Genomic DNA, 18,578 nt, shown 5'->3' with positions numbered 1-18,578 from the left:
GCGGCGGGCGCTGGTAAGCGGTGGTGGATGCAGCTCACCTCCCCGCGCCTGCGCGCCGCCCTGCTCTCCGCGGCCTCCCTCACCCTCGTCGCCGCCGTCCTGCCCCCGCCGAAGCCGCTCGGCATCGGCGACCGGCTGTTCCCGGAGCTCGGGAACCCCGGCTACGACGTGCTCTCGTACGACCTGTCGTTCACGTACAAGGACAACAAGAGCCCCCTCGACGCGGTCACCGTCATCGACGCGCGGGCCCTGCGGCCGCTGGAGCTGATCAACCTCGACTTCACCCACGGCAAGGTGGCGTCCGTCGAGGTCAACGGGGAACCGGCCCGGTTCGAGAGCGCGGGTGAGGACCTCGTGCTGACCCCCGCGCGCCCCGTCGCGGCGCACGTGCCGCTGCACATCACCGTCCGGCACACCAGCGACCCGCGCGGCCGCGCGGACGGCGGCTGGGTGCCCACGACGGACGGCTTGGCCATGGCCAACCAGGCGGACGCCGCCCACCGGGTCTTCCCCTGCAACGACCACCCCGCCGACAAGGCGTACTTCACCTTCCGGATCACCGCCCCGGCGGGGCTAACGGTCGTCGCCAACGGGGTGCCCGGCGCGCTGCCCGTCCCGCAGGCCGGCGGCGCGACGACCTGGACGTACCGGACCCGGCACCCCATGGCCACCGAGCTGGCCCAGGTCTCCGTGGGCCGTTCCGCGGTCGTCCACGGCACCGGACCGCACGGGCTGCCGCTGCGCGACGTGGTGCCGGCGGCCGACCGCGAGCGACTGGCCCCCTGGCTGAAGAAGACCGCCGGCCACATCGCCTGGATGGAGGATCGGGTCGGTCGCTACCCCTTCGAGAACTACGGGGTCCTGATCGCGCGGGCGACCACCGGCTTCGAGCTGGAGACGCAGACCCTCTCCCTCTTCGAGAACGGCCTCTTCTCCGGCGAGGGCTACCCCGAGTGGTACGTGGAATCCGTGATGGTCCACGAACTCGCCCACCAGTGGTTCGGCGACAGCGTCAGCCCCCGGACCTGGTCCGACCTGTGGCTGAACGAGGGACACGCCACCTGGTACGAGGCCCTGTACGCGGACGGGCTCGGCAAGTACTCCCTGGAGCGGCGCATGCGCGAGGCGTACACCCGCTCCGACCAGTGGCGGGCCGCGGGAGGGCCCCCGGCCGCCCCGAAGGCCGCCGCCCCCGGCGAGAAGATCGGCCTGTTCCGCCCGGTGGTCTACGACGGCGCCGCGCTGATCCTCTACGCCCTGCGCCAGGAGATCGGCGTCCAGGCCTTCGACCGGGTCGAGCGGCGCTGGGTGGCGGAACACCGGGACTCCGTCGCGGGCACCGAGGACTTCGTACGCCTGGCCTCGCAGGAGGCGGGCCGGGACCTCACGTCCTTCCTGCAGCCGTGGCTGTACGGGAAGACGACCCCGGCGATGCCGGGACACCCGGACTGGAGCGGGAAAAGCGTGTGACCCGTGCCGAACGGGCATGTCACCATCGACGGGTCCCTCCGGGGAATCCCCGGGCGGTGCGACACGTTGGACGTGACAGCTAACGTGTCCCCTGGCGGGCGTGACACTGCTATTCGAATCGACGTAAGGATCCAATGACCTCCTCTTCTTCCCCTTCCCAGGACGAGCGGGACGCACGGGACGTGCGGGACTCGCAGAGCTTCACCGAGAGCCTTCGGGCCGATGCCCTGATGGAAGAGGACGTCGCCTGGAGCCACGAGATCGACGGAGACCGGGACGGCGAGCAGTTCGAACGCTCCGAGCGCGCGGCCCTGCGCCGCGTGGCCGGCCTCTCCACCGAACTCGAAGACGTCACCGAGGTCGAGTACCGACAGCTCCGCCTGGAGCGCGTCGTACTCGTCGGTGTCTGGACCTCCGGCACGGTGAACGACGCGGAGAACTCCCTCGCGGAGCTCGCGGCGCTCGCCGAGACGGCGGGTGCTCTCGTACTCGACGGCGTGATCCAGCGCCGTGACAAGCCGGACCCGGCCACCTTCATCGGCTCGGGCAAGGCGCGCGAACTGCGTGACATCGTCATGGAGAGCGGCGCCGACACCGTCGTGTGCGACGGCGAGCTCAGCCCCGGCCAGCTCATCGCCCTCGAAGACGTCGTCAAGGTGAAGGTGGTCGACCGGACCGCCCTCATCCTCGACATCTTCGCCCAGCACGCCAAGTCCCGAGAGGGCAAGGCGCAGGTCGCGCTCGCGCAGATGCAGTACATGCTGCCGCGACTGCGAGGCTGGGGTCAGTCGCTGTCCCGGCAGATGGGTGGCGGCGGCGGTGGCGGCATGGCCACCCGAGGCCCCGGTGAGACCAAGATCGAGACCGACCGGCGCCGGATCCGCGAGAAGATGGCGAAGATGCGCCGGGAGATCGCGGAGATGAAGACCGGCCGCGACATCAAGCGACAGGAACGACGTCGCAACAAGGTGCCCTCGGTCGCCATCGCCGGCTACACCAACGCCGGCAAGTCCTCCCTGCTCAACCGCCTCACGGGCGCGGGCGTACTGGTGGAGAACGCGCTGTTCGCCACCCTCGACCCGACCGTGCGCCGGGCCGAGACGCCGAGCGGCCGGGTCTACACCCTGGCCGACACGGTCGGCTTCGTCCGGCACCTGCCCCACCACCTCGTCGAGGCGTTCCGCTCCACGATGGAGGAGGTCGGAGACTCCGACCTCATCCTGCACATCGTGGACGGCTCGCACCCGGCGCCGGAGGAGCAGCTGGCGGCGGTGCGCGAGGTGATCCGCGAGGTCGGCGCGGTCAACGTGCCCGAGATCGTCGTGATCAACAAGGCGGACGCGGCGGATCCGCTCGTCCTGCAGCGTCTGCTGCGGATCGAGCGGCACTCCATCGCCGTCTCGGCGCGGACCGGCATCGGCATCGACGAGCTGCTCGCGCTCATCGACGCCGAGCTGCCGCGGCCCGAGGTCGAGGTGGAGGCCCTGGTGCCCTACACGCTCGGCTCGCTGGTGGCCAAGGCGCACGCCGAGGGCGAGGTGATCTCCGAGGAGCACACCGCGGAGGGCACCCTGCTGAAGGCCCGCGTCCACCAGGAACTGGCGGCGGACCTGGCTCCGTACGTACTCGCGAAGAGCTGAACCCGCCCGGACGCCGGTCCGACGCGCTGAACGACCGAGGGCCCCCTGCATCATGCGGGGGGCCCTCGGCCATTCGCTCACGCCCACGTGGACCGGGCCGCGCGGCCCCGACCTGTCCGGGCGGGGTCTACTTGAACTTGCCGCTCACGGCGTCGAAGACACCCTTCGCCTCGGGCCCCAGCCGGGGACCGGCCAGCCAACCCGCCTTCGACGGGCCGATCGAGGTGTTCGACACCAGCGCCGGCTTGCCGTCGGCGCCCGCCGCGACCCAGCCGCCGCCGGAGGCGCCACCGGTCATCGTGCAGCCGATGCGGTACATCACCGGGTCGTTCGCGTTCAGCGAGAGCCGGCCCGGCTTGTCCGCGCACTGGTAGGCCTTCTGGCCGTCGAAGGGGGGCGCCGCCGGGTAGCCGGTCGCCGTGATGCTCGCGACCTTCGGCACGGCCGGAGCGTTGAACTCCACCGGAAGCGCCGAACCGACCATCTCCTCCAGGGACTTGCCGCCGCCCTGCTCGGGAGTCACGTGCAGCACCGCGAAGTCGAACGGAGCACCCGCGCCGCCCGTCGGACCGCCCGTGGCGATCCACTGGTCGGAGGTCTGCGCCCAGTCGCTCCACCACACGCCGTACGGGGCCACCTGCTCGCGGGGCGCGCCCTTCAGCTGCGCCGTCGGCTTGCCCGCGTTGTTGTAGGACGGCACGAACGCGATGTTGCGGTACCAGCCACCGGCCTTGCCCGCGTGCACGCAGTGGCCCGCGGTCCAGACCAAGTTGGACTTGCCGGGGTGCGCCGGGTCCTTGACCACGGTCGCCGAGCAGACCATCGAACCCTCGGGCCCGTCGAAGAAGACCTTGCCGGACGACGGAACGCTCTGGTGGTAGGGCGGGTTCGCGGCCTTGGCCGTCACCGCGGCCGGGGTCGGGTCGGTCACGCCCTGGTCCTTGCCCGCGTCCGGGTCGACGGCAGGCTGCTTCGGCTGCTCGGCGTCACGCATGCGGTCGGGGTCCCAGAGGCCCTCGATGATCGGGTTGATGTAGTCGCCCGCCTCGCGGAGCCAGTCCTCCTTCTTCCAGTTCTTCCACGCACCCCCCTTCCACTTCTCCATGTCGATGCCGTGTTCCTTGAGCTTGTCCTTGAGCTGGTCGGGGATCTTGAGCCCGCCCGAGCCCGGGACCGGACTGGCCTGTGTCACGGTCGGCTTGGCGTCGCCGCCGGCCTGGTCGTCGCCGGGGCCGCACGCGGCGGCGGTCAGCGCGAGCGCGGCCGCGCACAGCATCGCGGTGACCGGTCGGTTCGGTCGCATGTCGGTTCGTCCCCCTGGTGGATTCGAGGCGTCGAGTGCAGCAACCCACTATGCCGCCGAGGTTGGGGACGGCACAGCCGGGGTCGTGGTTCCTGGCCCGGACGGTGTCTCCGCCGCCGCCGGGCAAGGATCTTGCGCCCACCCGTGATCCGTCGGCGTCACCGTCGTTGGTACGTACGGGGGATGGGGGAGCAGCGTTCATGTTCGAGGCGCAATCCGGAAGAGCAATCAGTGCGGGAGGTCCGACACTCGTGGCTTTGACCGAGCCGACCGCGGCAGCCGCAGCTGCCGACGCCGAGGCACAGGTACCGTCCCAGACGAGCCGGGGACGACGACCCGGCACGCCCGGTGCGGCCGGAACCCCTGTCTCCGGCGCCACCGTCTCCGCTTCCGGGATCCTGCGCAGGCAGTCCCAACGGGAGTCCGCCGCACGGACGTACGCGCGCTCCCTGCCCATCGTCCCGGTGCGGGCCCGTGGGCTGACCATCGAGGGCGCCGACGGGAGGCGCTACCTCGACTGCCTCTCCGGCGCCGGCACCCTCGCCCTCGGGCACAACCACCCCGTGGTGCTCGAAGCCGTGCGCGGCGTACTCGACTCCGGGGCCCCGCTGCACGTGCTGGACCTCGCGACGCCGGTCAAGGACGCATTCACCACCGAGCTGTTCGCCAACCTGCCGCCCGCGCTGGCCGCCGACGCCCGGATCCAGTTCTGCGGGCCGGCCGGCACGGACGCCGTGGAGGCGGCCCTCAAACTGGTCCGCACCGCCACCGGGCGCTCCGGGCTGCTCGCCTTCACCGGGGCCTACCACGGGATGACCGCCGGGGCACTGGACGCGTCGGGCGGAGCCGCGGACGTACGGGTGACCCGGCTGCCGTACCCGCAGGACTTCCGCTGCCCGTTCGGCGTCGGCGGCTCCGAGGGGGCGGAACTCGGCGCCCGCTGGACGGAGAACCTCCTGGACGATCCCAAGGGCGGGGCCCCCGCACCCGCCGGGATGATCGTCGAACCCGTCCAGGGCGAAGGCGGTGTCCTCCCGGCACCCGACGCCTGGCTGCGGCGGATGCGCGAGATCACCGAGGCGCGGGGGATCCCGCTGATCGCCGACGAGGTGCAGACGGGCGTCGGCCGGACCGGCGCCTTCTGGGGAGTGGACCACGCCGGGGTGGTGCCCGACGTCCTGGTCCTGTCCAAGGCGATCGGTGGCAGCCTGCCCCTCGCGGTGATCGTGTACCGGGCAGGTCTCGACGTCTGGGCCCCCGGAGCACACGCGGGTACCTTCCGCGGAAACCAGCTGGCCATGGCGGCCGGCACCGCCACCCTCGCCTACGTCCGCGAGAACCGGCTGGCCGAGCGCGCCGCATCCCTGGGCGAACGGATGCTCACGGCCCTGCGGGGGCTCGCCGCCGACCACCCCTGCATCGGGGACGTACGGGGCCGGGGTCTGATGATCGGCGTCGAACTCGTCGACCCCGAGACCGGGGACAGCGCCCCCGCCCTCGCCGCCGCCGTCCGCCAGGAGTGCCTGGACCGCGGGCTGATCGTCGAACTCGGTGGCCGCCATTCCGCCGTCGTCCGTCTGCTACCCCCGCTGACCCTGACCGACGAGCAGGCCGGGGCGGTCCTCGACCGCCTGGCCGACGCCATCCCGGCAGCCGCCCGCCGCGCCCACTGACCCGTACCCCGAGGACCCGCGATGCCCGACGCGCACCCTTCCACACCGACCCCCGGCCCCGGCGGCGAGGAGCACCGCCTGAGCCCGGCCCCGGCCCCCGGTGCCCAGCAGCAACCGCCCGCCCCCACCGAGCAGCCGCCGCCCCAGCCCCCCACCCCCAACACGGCAGGATCCCCGCCCGCCCCCACGGCCCCCGCCTCCTCGGACAACCGCACACGACCGTCCCGCCCCACCCCCACCCAGCCCTGGGCCGCACCCCAGACCCCCGACACACCGCCCTCCGAACAGGCCCACCTCTGGACCGCCCCCGCCGAACCCACCCCCACAAGGCCCACACCTCCCACCCACCCCCGGCCCGCACCCGCCGAGCCCCGACCCGCACCCGCGCAGCCCACCCGCGCAGAGCCCGCCCACGTAGAGCCCGCCCCCGCAGAGCCGGTGCCACCCGCCCCCGCGAACCCGTGGGCCGCCCACGCCGAGCCCGCCCATGTGCCGCCCTCACCCCCGACCCACCCGCGGCCCGTGCCCCCGGGACCGGCGCAGCCCTGGGCCGCGGCCGCCGAGCCCGCCCGGCCTCAGCCGGTGCCCCCGGAGCCCGCCCGGCCCTGGGGGACCTCCCTCGGGCTCGACGACCCGCAGGCCACACCCGCCGACCCCGGCCGGCCCCGGGCCCCGCACATCACCCCCGCGCACCCGAGGCCCGTGCCCCCAGGACCTGCGGATCCCTGGACCGAGCCTGCCGGACCGCGGAACGCGTCCCCCGAGCGCAGGGCCGCGCACCCCGACGCCACGACGGGGGCCGGGGACGACGGGGCGTACGCCGCCACGGCCGAACCGGGCCGACGGACACCCGCTCCGGAGGGCCCGGCGCCGGCCACCGTGCCCCGGCAGAAGGACGGCACGGCCCCGCCCGGCGTCACCCGCAGAGAGCTGGCCCGGCCGGAGCAGGCCGGGCCGCCCGAGCCCCTGGACCACCCCGACCCGACGGTCGCCGCCCAGGCCGCGGCCGTCGAGAACCTGCTCCGCTGCTGGGTCCGCGAAGCCGGACTCCGCCGACCCGACGGCCCCGCCGGGACTCCGCTGCGCATCCCCCTCCCCGCTTCCGGAGCCGCCGTACACGTCCCCGTCCTCCACTGGTCCCCGGCAGGCTGGCACCGCTTCGGCCCGGCGCGACTGGCAGCCGCACCCGCCACGGCCCCCGCCCTGGACGCCGTCACCCTCGCCGGTCTCCTCGCCCGCGAAGGCACTCGTACGCGCACCTCCACCGGCGACGACCACGACCATCACCACGACCACGGCTCCGCCGACCTCGTGGCCCGGGTGGCCGACTCGGTCCGCCGCACCGCCGAGTTCATCGCCGCCCGACGCGAACGCCCCACCGCCCCGGCCCCCATCAGCGCGGACCGCTTCCTCACCTCCGAACAGTCCCTCCTCCTGGGCCACCCCCTCCAACCGGACCCGAAGAGCCGCGAAGGACTCTCGGAGACCGAAGTCCGCCGCTACTCACCCGAACTGCACGGTTCCTTCCCCCTGCACTGGTTCGCCGTCGAACCCGCGGCTCTCGCCACCCAATCGGCCTGGACGGAACGGGGCCGCCCCGTCTCCGCCGCCCGGCTCCTCGGCCGGCTCGCCCCCGGCCTTGTGGTGCCCGATGGCTCCACCCCCCTTCCCCTGCACCCCTGGCAGGCCCGCGACCTGCTCCAACGCCCCGCCGTCGCCGCCCTCCGCGAAGCGGGCCTCCTGCACGACCTCGGCCCCCACGGCGCCCCCTGGTACCCCACCTCCTCCGTCCGAACCGTCCACCGCCCCGGCACCCCCGCGATGCTCAAGCTCTCCCTGGGCCTGCGCATCACCAACTCCCGCCGGGAGAACCTCCGCAAGGAACTCCACCGCGGCGTCGAGGTCCACCGACTGCTCCGCACCGGCCTCGCCGAGCAGTGGCAGACGGGCCACCCCGGCTTCGACATCGTCCGCGACCCCGCCTGGGTCGCCGTCGACGCCCCGGACGGCACACCCGTCCCCGGACTCGACGCCCTGCTGCGCCACAACCCCTTCCGCTCCTCCGACGACGCCGTCTGCGTCGCCGCTCTGACCTCTCCCCGGCCATGGCCCGGCCGGACCGGCATGACCTCCCGGCTCGCCGAAACCATCTCCCACCTCGCCGTGAGCACCGGCCGCCCCACCTCCGCCGTCGCCGCCGAGTGGTTCCTGCGCTACCTCGACCACGTGGTCCTGCCCGTGCTCGCCTTCGACGCGCTCGCCGGCATCGCCCTCGAAGCCCACCAGCAGAACACGCTGGTCCTCCTCGACCCGGCCGGCTGGCCGGTCGGCGGCCGCTTCCGCGACAACCAGGGCTACTACTTCCGCGCATCCCGCCGAGCGGAGCTGGAGCACCGTCTCCCGGGCATCGGCAGCGTCAGCGACACATTCGTCTCCGACGCCGTCACCGACGAACGCTTCGCCTACTACCTCGGCATCAACAACGTGCTCGGCCTCATCGGCGCCTTCGGCTCCCAGCGCCTCGCCGACGAGCGCGTACTGCTCGCCGCCTTCCGCCGGTTCCTCGGCAAGGCAGCCCACCTCGGACCGCTCCCCACGCGGCTCCTCGACTCACCCACCCTGCGCTGCAAGGCGAATCTGCTCACCCGCCTGGGCGGCCTCGACGAGCTGGTCGGTCCCGTCGACACCCAGTCCGTCTACGTCACCATCGCCAACCCCCTTCACGATTGACACGTCAGCGCCGACACGGAGAAGAGCCCCCGATGCCCTCCACAGAAACCACTGTCGACCCCACCGGCTCCGCGACCCGTGCGTTCGGCAGCCTGCGCACCTTCGACGGCACCATTGACGGCACGCTCGAACTACGACTTCCCGTACACCGGTTGCCCCTGCTCGCCGAGGCGGACCTGCTTGATTCCCCGGCCCTCTGGGGCAGCACGGACACACCCAACGGCGTCTTCCGCCTCGAACCCGTACGCCCCGACCGGGACCTGCGCCTGCTCTCCGGCTGGATGAACGATCCGGAAGTCGACGCCTACTGGGAGCTCGCCGGCCCCGAAGCCGTCACCGAAGCCCATCTGCGGGCCCAGTTCGACGGCGACGGCCGCAGCATCCCCTGCCTAGGCCTGCTCGACGGCACCCCGATGAGCTACTGGGAGATCTACCGGGCCGATCTCGACCCGCTGTCCCGGTACTACCCGGCGCGCCCCGACGACACGGGTATCCACCTGCTGATCGGAGACGGAACGAACCGCGGCCGGGGACTGGGCACCACACTGCTGCGCGCCGTCGCCGACCTGGTGCTCGACAACCGACCTCGCTGCACACGCGTCATCGCCGAACCGGACATCCGAAACACCCCCTCCGTATCAGCCTTCCTGGGCTCGGGTTTCCGCTGTTTCGCGGAAATCGACCTTCCCGAGAAGCGCGCCGCCCTGATGATCCGGGAGCGGGCGCTGCGCAATCTCCTCTGATTGCCGCCCCGCAGGCCCCGACCGCCCCGCCGCTTCGCACCTCTCCCTTCGAAAACTCCGCACCACGCGGCAAAGTTCCCGAGCCCCGAGGAGACCCGTGCAGAATTTCCCGACCCCCCACGAAGCCACGGAACCGTCCGTGCCGCCCTCGCCCCAGCACCCCTGTACGCCCCCCGAATTCACCAGCGCGACCTGGGACTTCGCGGCCCGCCGGCTGCTCGCCAAGATGCTTTCCGAGTTCGCGTACGAGGAGATCATCAGCCCGGTCCGGGCCTCTGCCAGGGCAGGTGACGCCTGGACCCTCACGCTCGACGACGGCAGCAGCCTCGGCTTCCGCGCCCGCCGTCGCGTCTACGGCAGCTGGCACGTCAGCCCGGACAGCATCACCCTCACCCCGGCTCCGCCCTCCGCCCAGCCGCCCATCGCCTTCGGGGACCCGTACGCCTTCCTGATCCGCGCCCGCACCCTCCTCGGCCTCGACGGGGCCACCCTCGGCCACCTCGTCCGCGAGCTCAGCGCCACCCTCGCCGCCGACGCCCGGATCGACCACACCGCGCTCACCGCCGACGTCCTCGCGGACCTGGACTACGCCGCCCTCGAAGGCCACCAGACGGGTCACCCCTGGCTCGTCCTCAACAAGGGCCGCATCGGACTCTCCGCCTCCGACACCGCGGCCTGGGCCCCCGAGGCCCGCGCCCGCCAGCGCCTGCCCTGGCTCGCCGCCCACCCCTCGATCGCCGCCTACCGCGGCACCGCCGGTCTGGAGGACCCCGCCCGCCTCTACTCCGAGGAGCTCGATCCCGTCACCCGCACCGCCTTCGACCAGAGCCTGCGCGACCGAGGCCTGGACCCGCTCGGTTACCTGTACTTCCCGGTCCATCCCTGGCAGTGGGACGAGGTGGTCCTCCCGCTCTTCGCCCCGGCCCTCGCCGCCGGCACCCTGGTCCCGCTGCCCGCGGACCCCGACGTGCGCCTGCCCCAGCAGTCGATCCGCACCTTCCTGAACCTCACCCGCCCCGACCGGCACAGCGTCAAGCTGCCGCTCTCCGTCTTCAACACCATGGTCTGGCGCGGCCTGCCCTCCGACCTGGCCCTCGCCGCCCCCGCCGTCACCGCCTGGATCCACTCGATCCGCGACGGCGACCCCTTCCTCCGCGACGAATGCGGGGTGATCCTGCTCGGCGAAGTCGCCTCCGTCACCGTCCGCCATCCCGTGTACGACGAGCTCCCCGAGGTCCCGTACCAGTACAAGGAGCTCCTCGGCGCGATCTGGCGCGAGCCACTGACCGGCCGCCTCGCCCCCGGCGAGCGTGCCCGTACGCTCGCCTCCCTCCTCCACACCGACCCGCGCGGCCGCTCCTTCACCGCCGAACTCGTCGCCCGGTCCGGTCTGGCCCCGGTGGTCTGGCTCCAGCGCCTCTTCGCCGCCGTGCTGCCCCCGCTGCTCCACTTCCTCTACCGCTACGGAACCGTCTTCTCCCCGCACGGGGAGAACGCCGTCGTGATCTTCGACGAGCACGACGTACCGGTCCGGCTGGCGGTCAAGGACTTCGTGGACGACATCAACATCAGCGACGAGCCGCTCCCCGAGCTGGCCGCGCTGCCCGACGAGGTCCGGGCCGTCCTGCTCACCGAGCCCGCGGACTTCCTGCCGCAGTTCATCCACTCCGGACTCTTCGTGGGCGTCTTCCGCTACCTCTCCGCCCTGTGCGAGGACCGCCTGGACGTGCCGGAGAGCGAGTTCTGGTCCCTCGTACGGGCGGAGATCGTGCGCCACCAGGCCCGCTTCCCCGAGCTGAAGGACCGCTACGAGCTCTTCGACCTGCTGGGGGAGCGCATCGGTCGGCTCTGCCTGAACCGGAACCGGCTCTACGAGGACGGCTACCGCGACCGCCCCGACCGCCCGCACGCAGTCCAGCACGGCACCGTGCCCAACCCCTTGTACAGGCCTTGATTCCTCGCCGGTGCGCTCACTGTCGGTGCGGCCCCGTAGGGTTGGCAGTGCTATGACGAAGCCCTCCCTCCCCGACCTGCTGCACGCCGCCGTCTCCGCCGTCGGCGGCACGGAGCGTCCCGGCCAGGTGGCCATGGCCGAAGCCGTCGCCGAAGCGATCGACGACAACTCCCACCGGCTCATCCAGGCCGGCACCGGCACCGGAAAGTCCCTCGGGTACCTGGTGCCGGCCCTCGCCCACGGGGAGCGCGTGGTCGTCGCCACGGCGACCCTCGCCCTGCAGCGGCAGCTCGTCGAGCGCGACCTGCCGCGGACGGTGGAGGCGCTGCACCCGCAGCTGCGCCGCCGCCCGCAGTTCGCCATGCTCAAGGGCCGGTCCAACTACCTGTGCCTGCACCGTCTGCACGAGGGTGCGCCGCAGGACGAGGAGGAGGGCCTCTTCGACCAGTTCGAGGCGGCCACCCCCACGAGCAAGCTCGGCAAGGACCTGCTGCGCCTGCGGGACTGGGCCGACGAGACGGAGACCGGCGACCGCGACGATCTGACCCCGGGCGTCTCCGACAAGGCCTGGGGGCAGATCTCCGTCTCCTCCCGCGAGTGCCTGGGTGCGACGAAGTGCGCGTACGGGGCCGAGTGCTTCGCCGAGGCCGCCCGCGAGCGCGCCAAGCTCGCGGACGTGGTCGTCACCAACCACGCCCTGCTCGCCATCGACGCGATCGAGGGCGCCCCCGTGCTGCCCCAGCACGAGGTGCTGATCGTGGACGAGGCGCACGAGCTGGTCTCCCGCGTGACCGGGGTCGCCACCGGCGAGCTCACCCCGGGGCAGGTCAACCGCGCCGTGAAGCGCGCGGCCAAGCTGGTCGACGAGAAGATCGCGGACTCCCTGCAGACCGCCGCGGAGACCTTCGAACGGGTCATGGAGCTGGCGCTCCCGGGCCGCCTCGAAGTGCTCCCCGAGGACCTCGGCTACGCGCTGATGGCGCTGCGGGACGCCTCGCGCAACGTGATCTCCGCGATCGGTGCGACCCGCGACAAGTCCGTCCACGACGAGGACGCGGTCCGCAAGCAGGCCCTGGCCGGCGTGGAAGGCATCCACACGGTGGCGGAGCGGATCACCAACGGCTCCGAGTACGACGTCGTCTGGTACGAGCGCCACGACCGCTTCGGCGCGACCGTCCGGGTCGCCCCGCTGTCCGTGTCTGGCCTGCTCCGGGAGAAGCTGTTCGAGGACCGCTCGGTGGTCCTGACCTCGGCCACCCTCAAGCTCGGCGGCGACTTCAACGGCGTCGCGGCCTCGCTGGGGCTCTCCGCCGAGGGGGTCGAAGGGGACGACGTACCGGCCTGGAAGGGCCTGGACGTCGGCTCGCCCTTCGACTACCCGAAGCAGGGCATCCTCTACGTCGCCAAACACCTGGCCACGCCGGGCCGCGAGGGCACCCGCGGCGACATGATGGACGAACTCGCCGAGCTGATCGAGGCGGCCGGCGGCCGCACGCTCGGGCTCTTCTCCTCCATGCGCGGCGCCAAGGCGGCCGCCGAGGAGCTGCGCGGCCGGCTCGACAACCCGATCCTGCTCCAGGGCGAGGAGACGCTCGGCGAGCTGATCAAGACCTTCGCCGCCGATCCGAAGACCTGCCTGTTCGGGACGCTGTCGCTCTGGCAGGGCGTGGACGTGCCCGGTCCCAGCTGCCAGCTGGTGGTGATGGACCGGATCCCCTTCCCGCGCCCCGACGACCCGCTGATGAGCGCCCGCCAGAAGTCGGTGGAGGAGCACGGCGGCAACGGCTTCATGGCCGTCGCCGCCACGCACGCCGCCCTGCTGATGGCCCAGGGCGCGGGTCGCCTCGTACGCGCCTCGGGCGACCGGGGTGTCGTCGCCGTACTGGACCCGCGGCTGGCCACGGCCCGCTACGGGACCTTCCTGCGGGCCACGCTGCCGGACTTCTGGTACACCACGGACCGCAACCAGGCCCGCCGCTCGCTGGCCGCCATCGACGCAGCCGCAAATGCCGACGGGAAGTAGTTCCTGGGAGCACGAGCGGCAACCGTCAATTGAGCGACCCCAACGGCGATCAACCACCTCCGCGAGAGCGGCGGCGGTTTAGCCGCAAGAAAGGACAACCCCCGGGACCGGCGCAGTGGGTCCCGGGGGCTGAATGGGGGCGGCGGGCGTCAGACCCGACGCAGTACCGCGACGACCTTGCCGAGGATGGTCGCCTCGTCGCCGGGAATCGGCTGGTAGGCGGCATTGTGCGGGAGGAGCCACACGTGGCCGTCCTCGCGCTTGAAACGCTTGACGGTGGCCTCGCCGTCCAGCATCGCGGCGACGATGTCGCCGTTCTCCGCGACGGGCTGGCGACGCACCGTGACCCAGTCGCCGTCGCAGATGGCGGCCTCGATCATCGAGTCACCGACGACCTTGAGGACGAACAGCTCACCATCGCCCACGAGCTGGCGGGGGAGCGGGAACACGTCCTCGACGGACTCCTCGGCGAGGATCGGGCCGCCCGCCGCGATCCGGCCGACCAGGGGAACGTAGGACGCGGCCGGCTTGCCCGTGGTGTCCGTGGGCTGCGAGCTCGGCTGGTCGGAGCCGCGCACCTCGTAGGCACGGGGGCGGTGCGGGTCGCGCCGCAGGAAGCCCTTCCGCTCCAGGGCCATCAGCTGGTGGGCGACGGACGACGTGCTCGACAGGCCGACGGCCTGGCCGATCTCCCGCATCGACGGCGGGTAACCCCGACGCTGCACGGAGTCGCGGATGACCTCGATGACCCGCCGCTGCCGGTCCGTGAGCCCGGAGCTGTCGGCGCGGATGCCTGGAGGTCGACCTGGCAGCGAGCGTGCGGGGCGTACGACGGGCTCCGCCTCCGGATTCAGGTTTGCGTCGTTCATGGCATGCACCGGCTCGAGTCGGCTCTGGGAGCGGTTCTGGGCAGTGATGGTGGCACTGTCTGCGGTCGTGGTCACGTCGGCCCCTCTCGAAATGTTCTCCCTAGCTGGACAACGGTAGTAGCTTTCGAAAGGTTGCGCCAAACACACGTTCGAGTGAAAAATCGCAGATCGTCGCGCGTGGGCATTTCGAGAGGTGTATAGACGCTCGGTCGACCGAACGTGGGTTCGGCTCTGCGCCCGCTGCTTACGGTACCCTTCCCGGTCGGGTCGCCGCCTTCGGGGCTGCGCCCAGTGTGGCACCGCGGGGCCCCGCATCCGGCTATCGGACGGTGCGACACGCGGAGTGGGTTAAATCCGCCGCAACCCAAGATCTAGTGGTTGGATGAGCGCTGCCACCCAGAGGTTGTGGTCCTCGGTCTGCCGAGGGTCCCGGCATCGCATATGCTTGTGGCTGCTTCACGAGCCCCCGACAGAGCTTGTCCCTGTCGTTCAGGGGCTCCGTGGGGTGATTCAGTCGTGCCAAGAGGGAGGGTGAGGGAACCATGCACTGCCCCTTCTGCAGGCACCCCGACAGCCGCGTCGTCGACAGCCGCACCACGGACGACGGCACGTCGATCCGCAGGCGCCGTCAGTGCCCCGACTGCTCCCGTCGTTTCACGACGGTGGAGACGGCCTCGCTGATGGTGATCAAGCGCAGCGGGGTGACCGAACCCTTCAGCCGTACCAAGGTCATCTCCGGCGTGCGCAAGGCGTGCCAGGGGCGGCCGGTCACCGAGGACGCCCTCGCCAAGCTCGGCCAGCGGGTCGAGGAGGCGGTGCGCGCCACCGGAAGTGCCGAGCTGACCACCCACGACGTGGGTCTGGCCATCCTCGGTCCGTTGCAGGAGCTCGACCTGGTCGCGTACCTGCGGTTCGCGTCCGTTTACAAAGCTTTCGACACCCTTGAAGACTTCGAGACCGCCATCGCGGAACTGCGCGAGCCGCGGCCTCACCCCGAAGAGCGCGAGCCCGGGGGGACCGGTTCGGTCCCCGTGCCCGCCTCCGCCGCCGGCTGACCGGACGGCCCACACCGCAGCGCCCCAGCTGCGGTGTGGCCGGTCAGTCGAGCGATGAGACGTAGATACAGATACACAGCACCGTGCCGCGGAATAGCGCTGGCACTTTAGGGCGTTTTGCCCGCATTGGGAGGCGGCATGACAGAGACGGCGAGCAGCTCGGCACGTGGTTCCCGCGCCAAGGGGACCAAGGCCGCCAAGGGCGGCCTGCGTATCGAGCGCATCCACACCACCCCCGGCGTGCACCCTTACGACGAGGTGAGCTGGGAGCGTCGTGACGTCGTCATGACCAACTGGCGCGACGGCTCGGTCAACTTCGAGCAGCGCGGCGTCGAGTTCCCCGACTTCTGGTCGGTGAACGCGGTCAACATCGTCACCAGCAAGTACTTCCGCGGTGCGGTCGGCACCCCGCAGCGCGAGACCGGTCTGAAGCAGCTGATCGACCGGATCGTGAAGACCTACACCAAGGCCGGCGAGGACTACGACTACTTCTCGTCGCCCGCCGACGCGGAGATCTTCGAGCACGAGCTGACCTACGCCCTCCTGCACCAGATCTTCAGCTTCAACTCCCCGGTGTGGTTCAACGTCGGCACTCCCCAGCCGCAGCAGGTCTCGGCCTGCTTCATCCTGGCCGTCGACGACTCCATGGAGTCGATCCTCGACTGGTACAAGGAAGAGGGAATGATCTTCAAGGGCGGCTCCGGCGCCGGCCTGAACCTCTCCCGCATCCGCTCCTCCAAGGAGCTCCTGTCCTCCGGCGGCAACGCCTCGGGTCCGGTCTCCTTCATGCGCGGCGCCGACGCGTCCGCAGGAACGATCAAGTCGGGCGGCGCCACCCGCCGCGCGGCCAAGATGGTCGTCCTGGACGTGGACCACCCGGACGTCGAGGCCTTCATCGAGACCAAGGTGAAGGAAGAGGAGAAGATCCGCGCCCTGCGCGACGCGGGCTTCGACATGGACCTGGGCGGCGACGACATCACGTCCGTCCAGTACCAGAACGCCAACAACTCCGTCCGCGTGAACGACGAGTTCATGACGGCCGTCGAGAACGGCACCGAGTTCGGCCTGCGCGCCCGCATGACCGGCGAGGTCATCGAGAAGGTCGACGCCAAGGCGCTCTTCCGCAAGCTGGCCGAGGCCGCGTGGGCCTGCGCCGACCCGGGCATCCAGTACGACGGTGTGATCAACAACTGGCACACCTGCCCCGAGTCCGGCCGCATCACCGCGTCCAACCCCTGCAGCGAGTACATGCACCTGGACAACACGTCCTGCAACCTCGCCTCGCTCAACCTGATGAAGTTCCTGAACGACGACGGCAAGGGCAACCAGTCCTTCGACGCCGAGCGCTTCGCCAAGGTCGTCGAGCTCGTCATCACCGCGATGGACATCTCCATCTGCTTCGCGGACTTCCCGACGCAGAAGATCGGCGAGAACACCCGCGCCTTCCGCCAGCTGGGCATCGGCTACGCCAACCTCGGCGCCCTGCTGATGGCCACCGGCCACGCGTACGACTCGAACGGCGGCCGTACCCTCGCCGCGTCGATCACCTCCCTCATGACCGGCACCGCGTACAAGCGCTCCGCCGAGCTGGCCGCGATCGTCGGCCCGTACGACGGCTACGCCCGCAACGCCGAGTCGCACAAGCGCGTCATGAAGCAGCACGCGGACGCCAACACCGCCGCGCCGCGCACCGAGGACCTCGACAACGCGATCTGGGCCGCGGCCACCGAGGCCTGGCAGGACGTACTGCGCCTCGGCGAGAAGAACGGCTTCCGCAACTCCCAGGCCTCCGTCCTCGCGCCGACCGGCACCATCGGTCTCGCGATGTCCTGCGACACCACCGGTGTCGAGCCGGACCTGGCCCTGGTCAAGTTCAAGAAGCTCGTCGGCGGCGGCTCGATGCAGATCGTCAACGGCACCGTCCCGCAGGCCCTGCGCCGCCTGGGTTACCAGGAGGAGCAGATCGAGGCGATCGTCGCCCACATCGCCGAGCACGGCGTGGTCGTCGACGCCCCGGGCCTGAAGACCGAGCACTACGAGGTCTTCGACTGCGCCATGGGCGAGCGTTCCATCTCCGCGATGGGCCACGTCCGCATGATGGCCGCGATCCAGCCCTGGATCTCCGGCGCGATCTCGAAGACGGTCAACATGCCGGAGACGGCGACCGTCGAGGAGATCGAGGAGATCTACTTCGAGGCGTGGAAGATGGGCGTCAAGGCGCTCGCCATCTACCGCGACAACTGCAAGGTCGGCCAGCCCCTCTCCGCCAAGAAGAAGGAAGAGGAGAAGGAGGAGGTCACCGCCAAGACGGAGGAGACCATCCGCGCCGCCGTCGAGAAGGTCATCGAGTACCGCCCCGTCCGCAAGCGCCTCCCCAAGGGCCGCCCGGGCATCACCACCTCCTTCACGGTGGGTGGAGCCGAGGGCTACATGACCGCCAACTCCTACCCGGACGACGGTCTCGGCGAGGTCTTCCTGAAGATGTCCAAGCAGGGCTCGACGCTCGCAGGCATGATGGACGCCTTCTCGATCGCCGTCTCCGTCGGCCTCCAGTACGGCGTGCCGCTGGAGACCTACGTCTCGAAGTTCACGAACATGCGCTTCGAGCCGGCCGGCATGACGGACGACCCGGACGTGCGGATGGCGCAGTCGATCGTCGACTACATCTTCCGCCGCCTGGCGCTGGACTTCCTGCCCTTCGAGACCCGCTCGGCCCTCGGCATCCACACCGCCGAGGAGCGCCAGCGCCACCTGGAGACCGGCTCCTACGAGCCCCTCGAGGAGGAGCTGGACACCGAGGCCCTGGCCCAGTCGGCCCCGCTCACCGCGGTGCCGTCGGCCCCGAAGCCGGCCGTGGTCACCGTCCCGGTCCCGGCTCCGAAGACGGCGCACAGCAACGCCGAACTGGTCGAGATGCAGCTCGGCGTCTCCGCCGACGCCCCGCTCTGCTTCTCCTGCGGTACGAAGATGCAGCGCGCCGGTTCCTGCTACATCTGCGAGGGCTGCGGCTCCACCAGCGGTTGCAGCTGATGCCGGTAGGTCGGTAGGCCCTGGGCCCGCTGACCGGTAGTACGACGAAGGGGACCGGCCGATGGCCGGTCCCCTTCGCCATGCCCGT

Annotated in this window: 11 protein-coding genes; 9 read left to right on the top strand and 2 right to left on the bottom strand. The window is 71.4% G+C overall.

The window, feature by feature from the left end:
- Positions 1-27: 27 nt before the first annotated feature.
- Complete coding sequence (locus ACFYYJ_RS33175) at positions 28-1,470, top strand: M1 family metallopeptidase (protein WP_389137852.1); 1,443 nt, start codon at positions 28-30, stop codon at positions 1,468-1,470.
- Positions 1,471-1,604: 134 nt separating this feature from the next.
- The gene (hflX, locus tag ACFYYJ_RS33170; protein ID WP_385125835.1) at positions 1,605-3,110 is read left to right on the top strand and encodes a GTPase HflX; all 1,506 of its coding nucleotides are present in this window, start codon (positions 1,605-1,607) and stop codon (positions 3,108-3,110) included.
- A 127-nt stretch (positions 3,111-3,237) separates the two neighbouring features.
- Here hflX and ACFYYJ_RS33165 read toward each other — a convergent pair whose 3' ends face one another.
- Complete coding sequence (locus ACFYYJ_RS33165; RefSeq protein WP_385125833.1) at positions 3,238-4,413, bottom strand: trypsin-like serine peptidase; 1,176 nt, start codon at positions 4,411-4,413, stop codon at positions 3,238-3,240.
- A gap of 200 nt (positions 4,414-4,613) precedes the next feature.
- Here ACFYYJ_RS33165 and ACFYYJ_RS33160 point away from each other — a divergent pair, with 200 nt between their 5' ends.
- From ACFYYJ_RS33160 to ACFYYJ_RS33140, 5 genes are all read left to right on the top strand, one after another.
- On the top strand, positions 4,614-6,086 hold the full coding sequence (locus tag ACFYYJ_RS33160; protein WP_389137849.1) for a diaminobutyrate--2-oxoglutarate transaminase family protein: 1,473 nt from the start codon (positions 4,614-4,616) through the stop codon (positions 6,084-6,086).
- A gap of 702 nt (positions 6,087-6,788) precedes the next feature.
- Positions 6,789-8,816, top strand: coding sequence for an IucA/IucC family protein (locus ACFYYJ_RS33155; RefSeq protein ID WP_389137895.1), 2,028 nt, complete (start codon positions 6,789-6,791; stop codon positions 8,814-8,816).
- 32 nt (positions 8,817-8,848) lie between these two features.
- Complete coding sequence (locus ACFYYJ_RS33150; protein ID WP_389137847.1) at positions 8,849-9,559, top strand: GNAT family N-acetyltransferase; 711 nt, start codon at positions 8,849-8,851, stop codon at positions 9,557-9,559.
- Between the two features lie 97 nt (positions 9,560-9,656).
- A complete protein-coding gene (locus tag ACFYYJ_RS33145; protein ID WP_385359702.1) occupies positions 9,657-11,513 on the top strand; it encodes an IucA/IucC family protein in 1,857 nt (618 codons plus the stop codon).
- Positions 11,514-11,565: 52 nt separating this feature from the next.
- Positions 11,566-13,536: an ATP-dependent DNA helicase gene (locus ACFYYJ_RS33140; protein ID WP_385125828.1), complete on the top strand. Its 1,971-nt coding sequence runs from the start codon at positions 11,566-11,568 to the stop codon at positions 13,534-13,536.
- A 149-nt stretch (positions 13,537-13,685) separates the two neighbouring features.
- Here the strand turns inward: ACFYYJ_RS33140 and lexA are convergent, their stop codons facing one another.
- A complete protein-coding gene (lexA, locus tag ACFYYJ_RS33135; protein WP_384579735.1) occupies positions 13,686-14,480 on the bottom strand; it encodes a transcriptional repressor LexA in 795 nt (264 codons plus the stop codon).
- Between the two features lie 467 nt (positions 14,481-14,947).
- Here lexA and nrdR point away from each other — a divergent pair, with 467 nt between their 5' ends.
- Positions 14,948-15,460, top strand: a complete 513-nt coding sequence (gene nrdR / locus ACFYYJ_RS33130; RefSeq protein ID WP_385125827.1) for a transcriptional regulator NrdR — start codon at positions 14,948-14,950, stop codon at positions 15,458-15,460.
- Between the two features lie 138 nt (positions 15,461-15,598).
- Positions 15,599-18,490, top strand: a complete 2,892-nt coding sequence (locus ACFYYJ_RS33125) for a vitamin B12-dependent ribonucleotide reductase (RefSeq protein ID WP_385125825.1) — start codon at positions 15,599-15,601, stop codon at positions 18,488-18,490.
- Positions 18,491-18,578 lie beyond the last annotated feature (88 nt).

Origin of the sequence: Streptomyces sp. NPDC002467 (assembly GCF_042889825.1) — a bacterium.
Classification (GTDB): domain Bacteria; phylum Actinomycetota; class Actinomycetes; order Streptomycetales; family Streptomycetaceae; genus Streptomyces.
The sequence above is the reverse complement of the archived record's forward strand: the minus strand, read 5'-3'. Positions and strand labels throughout refer to the sequence as shown.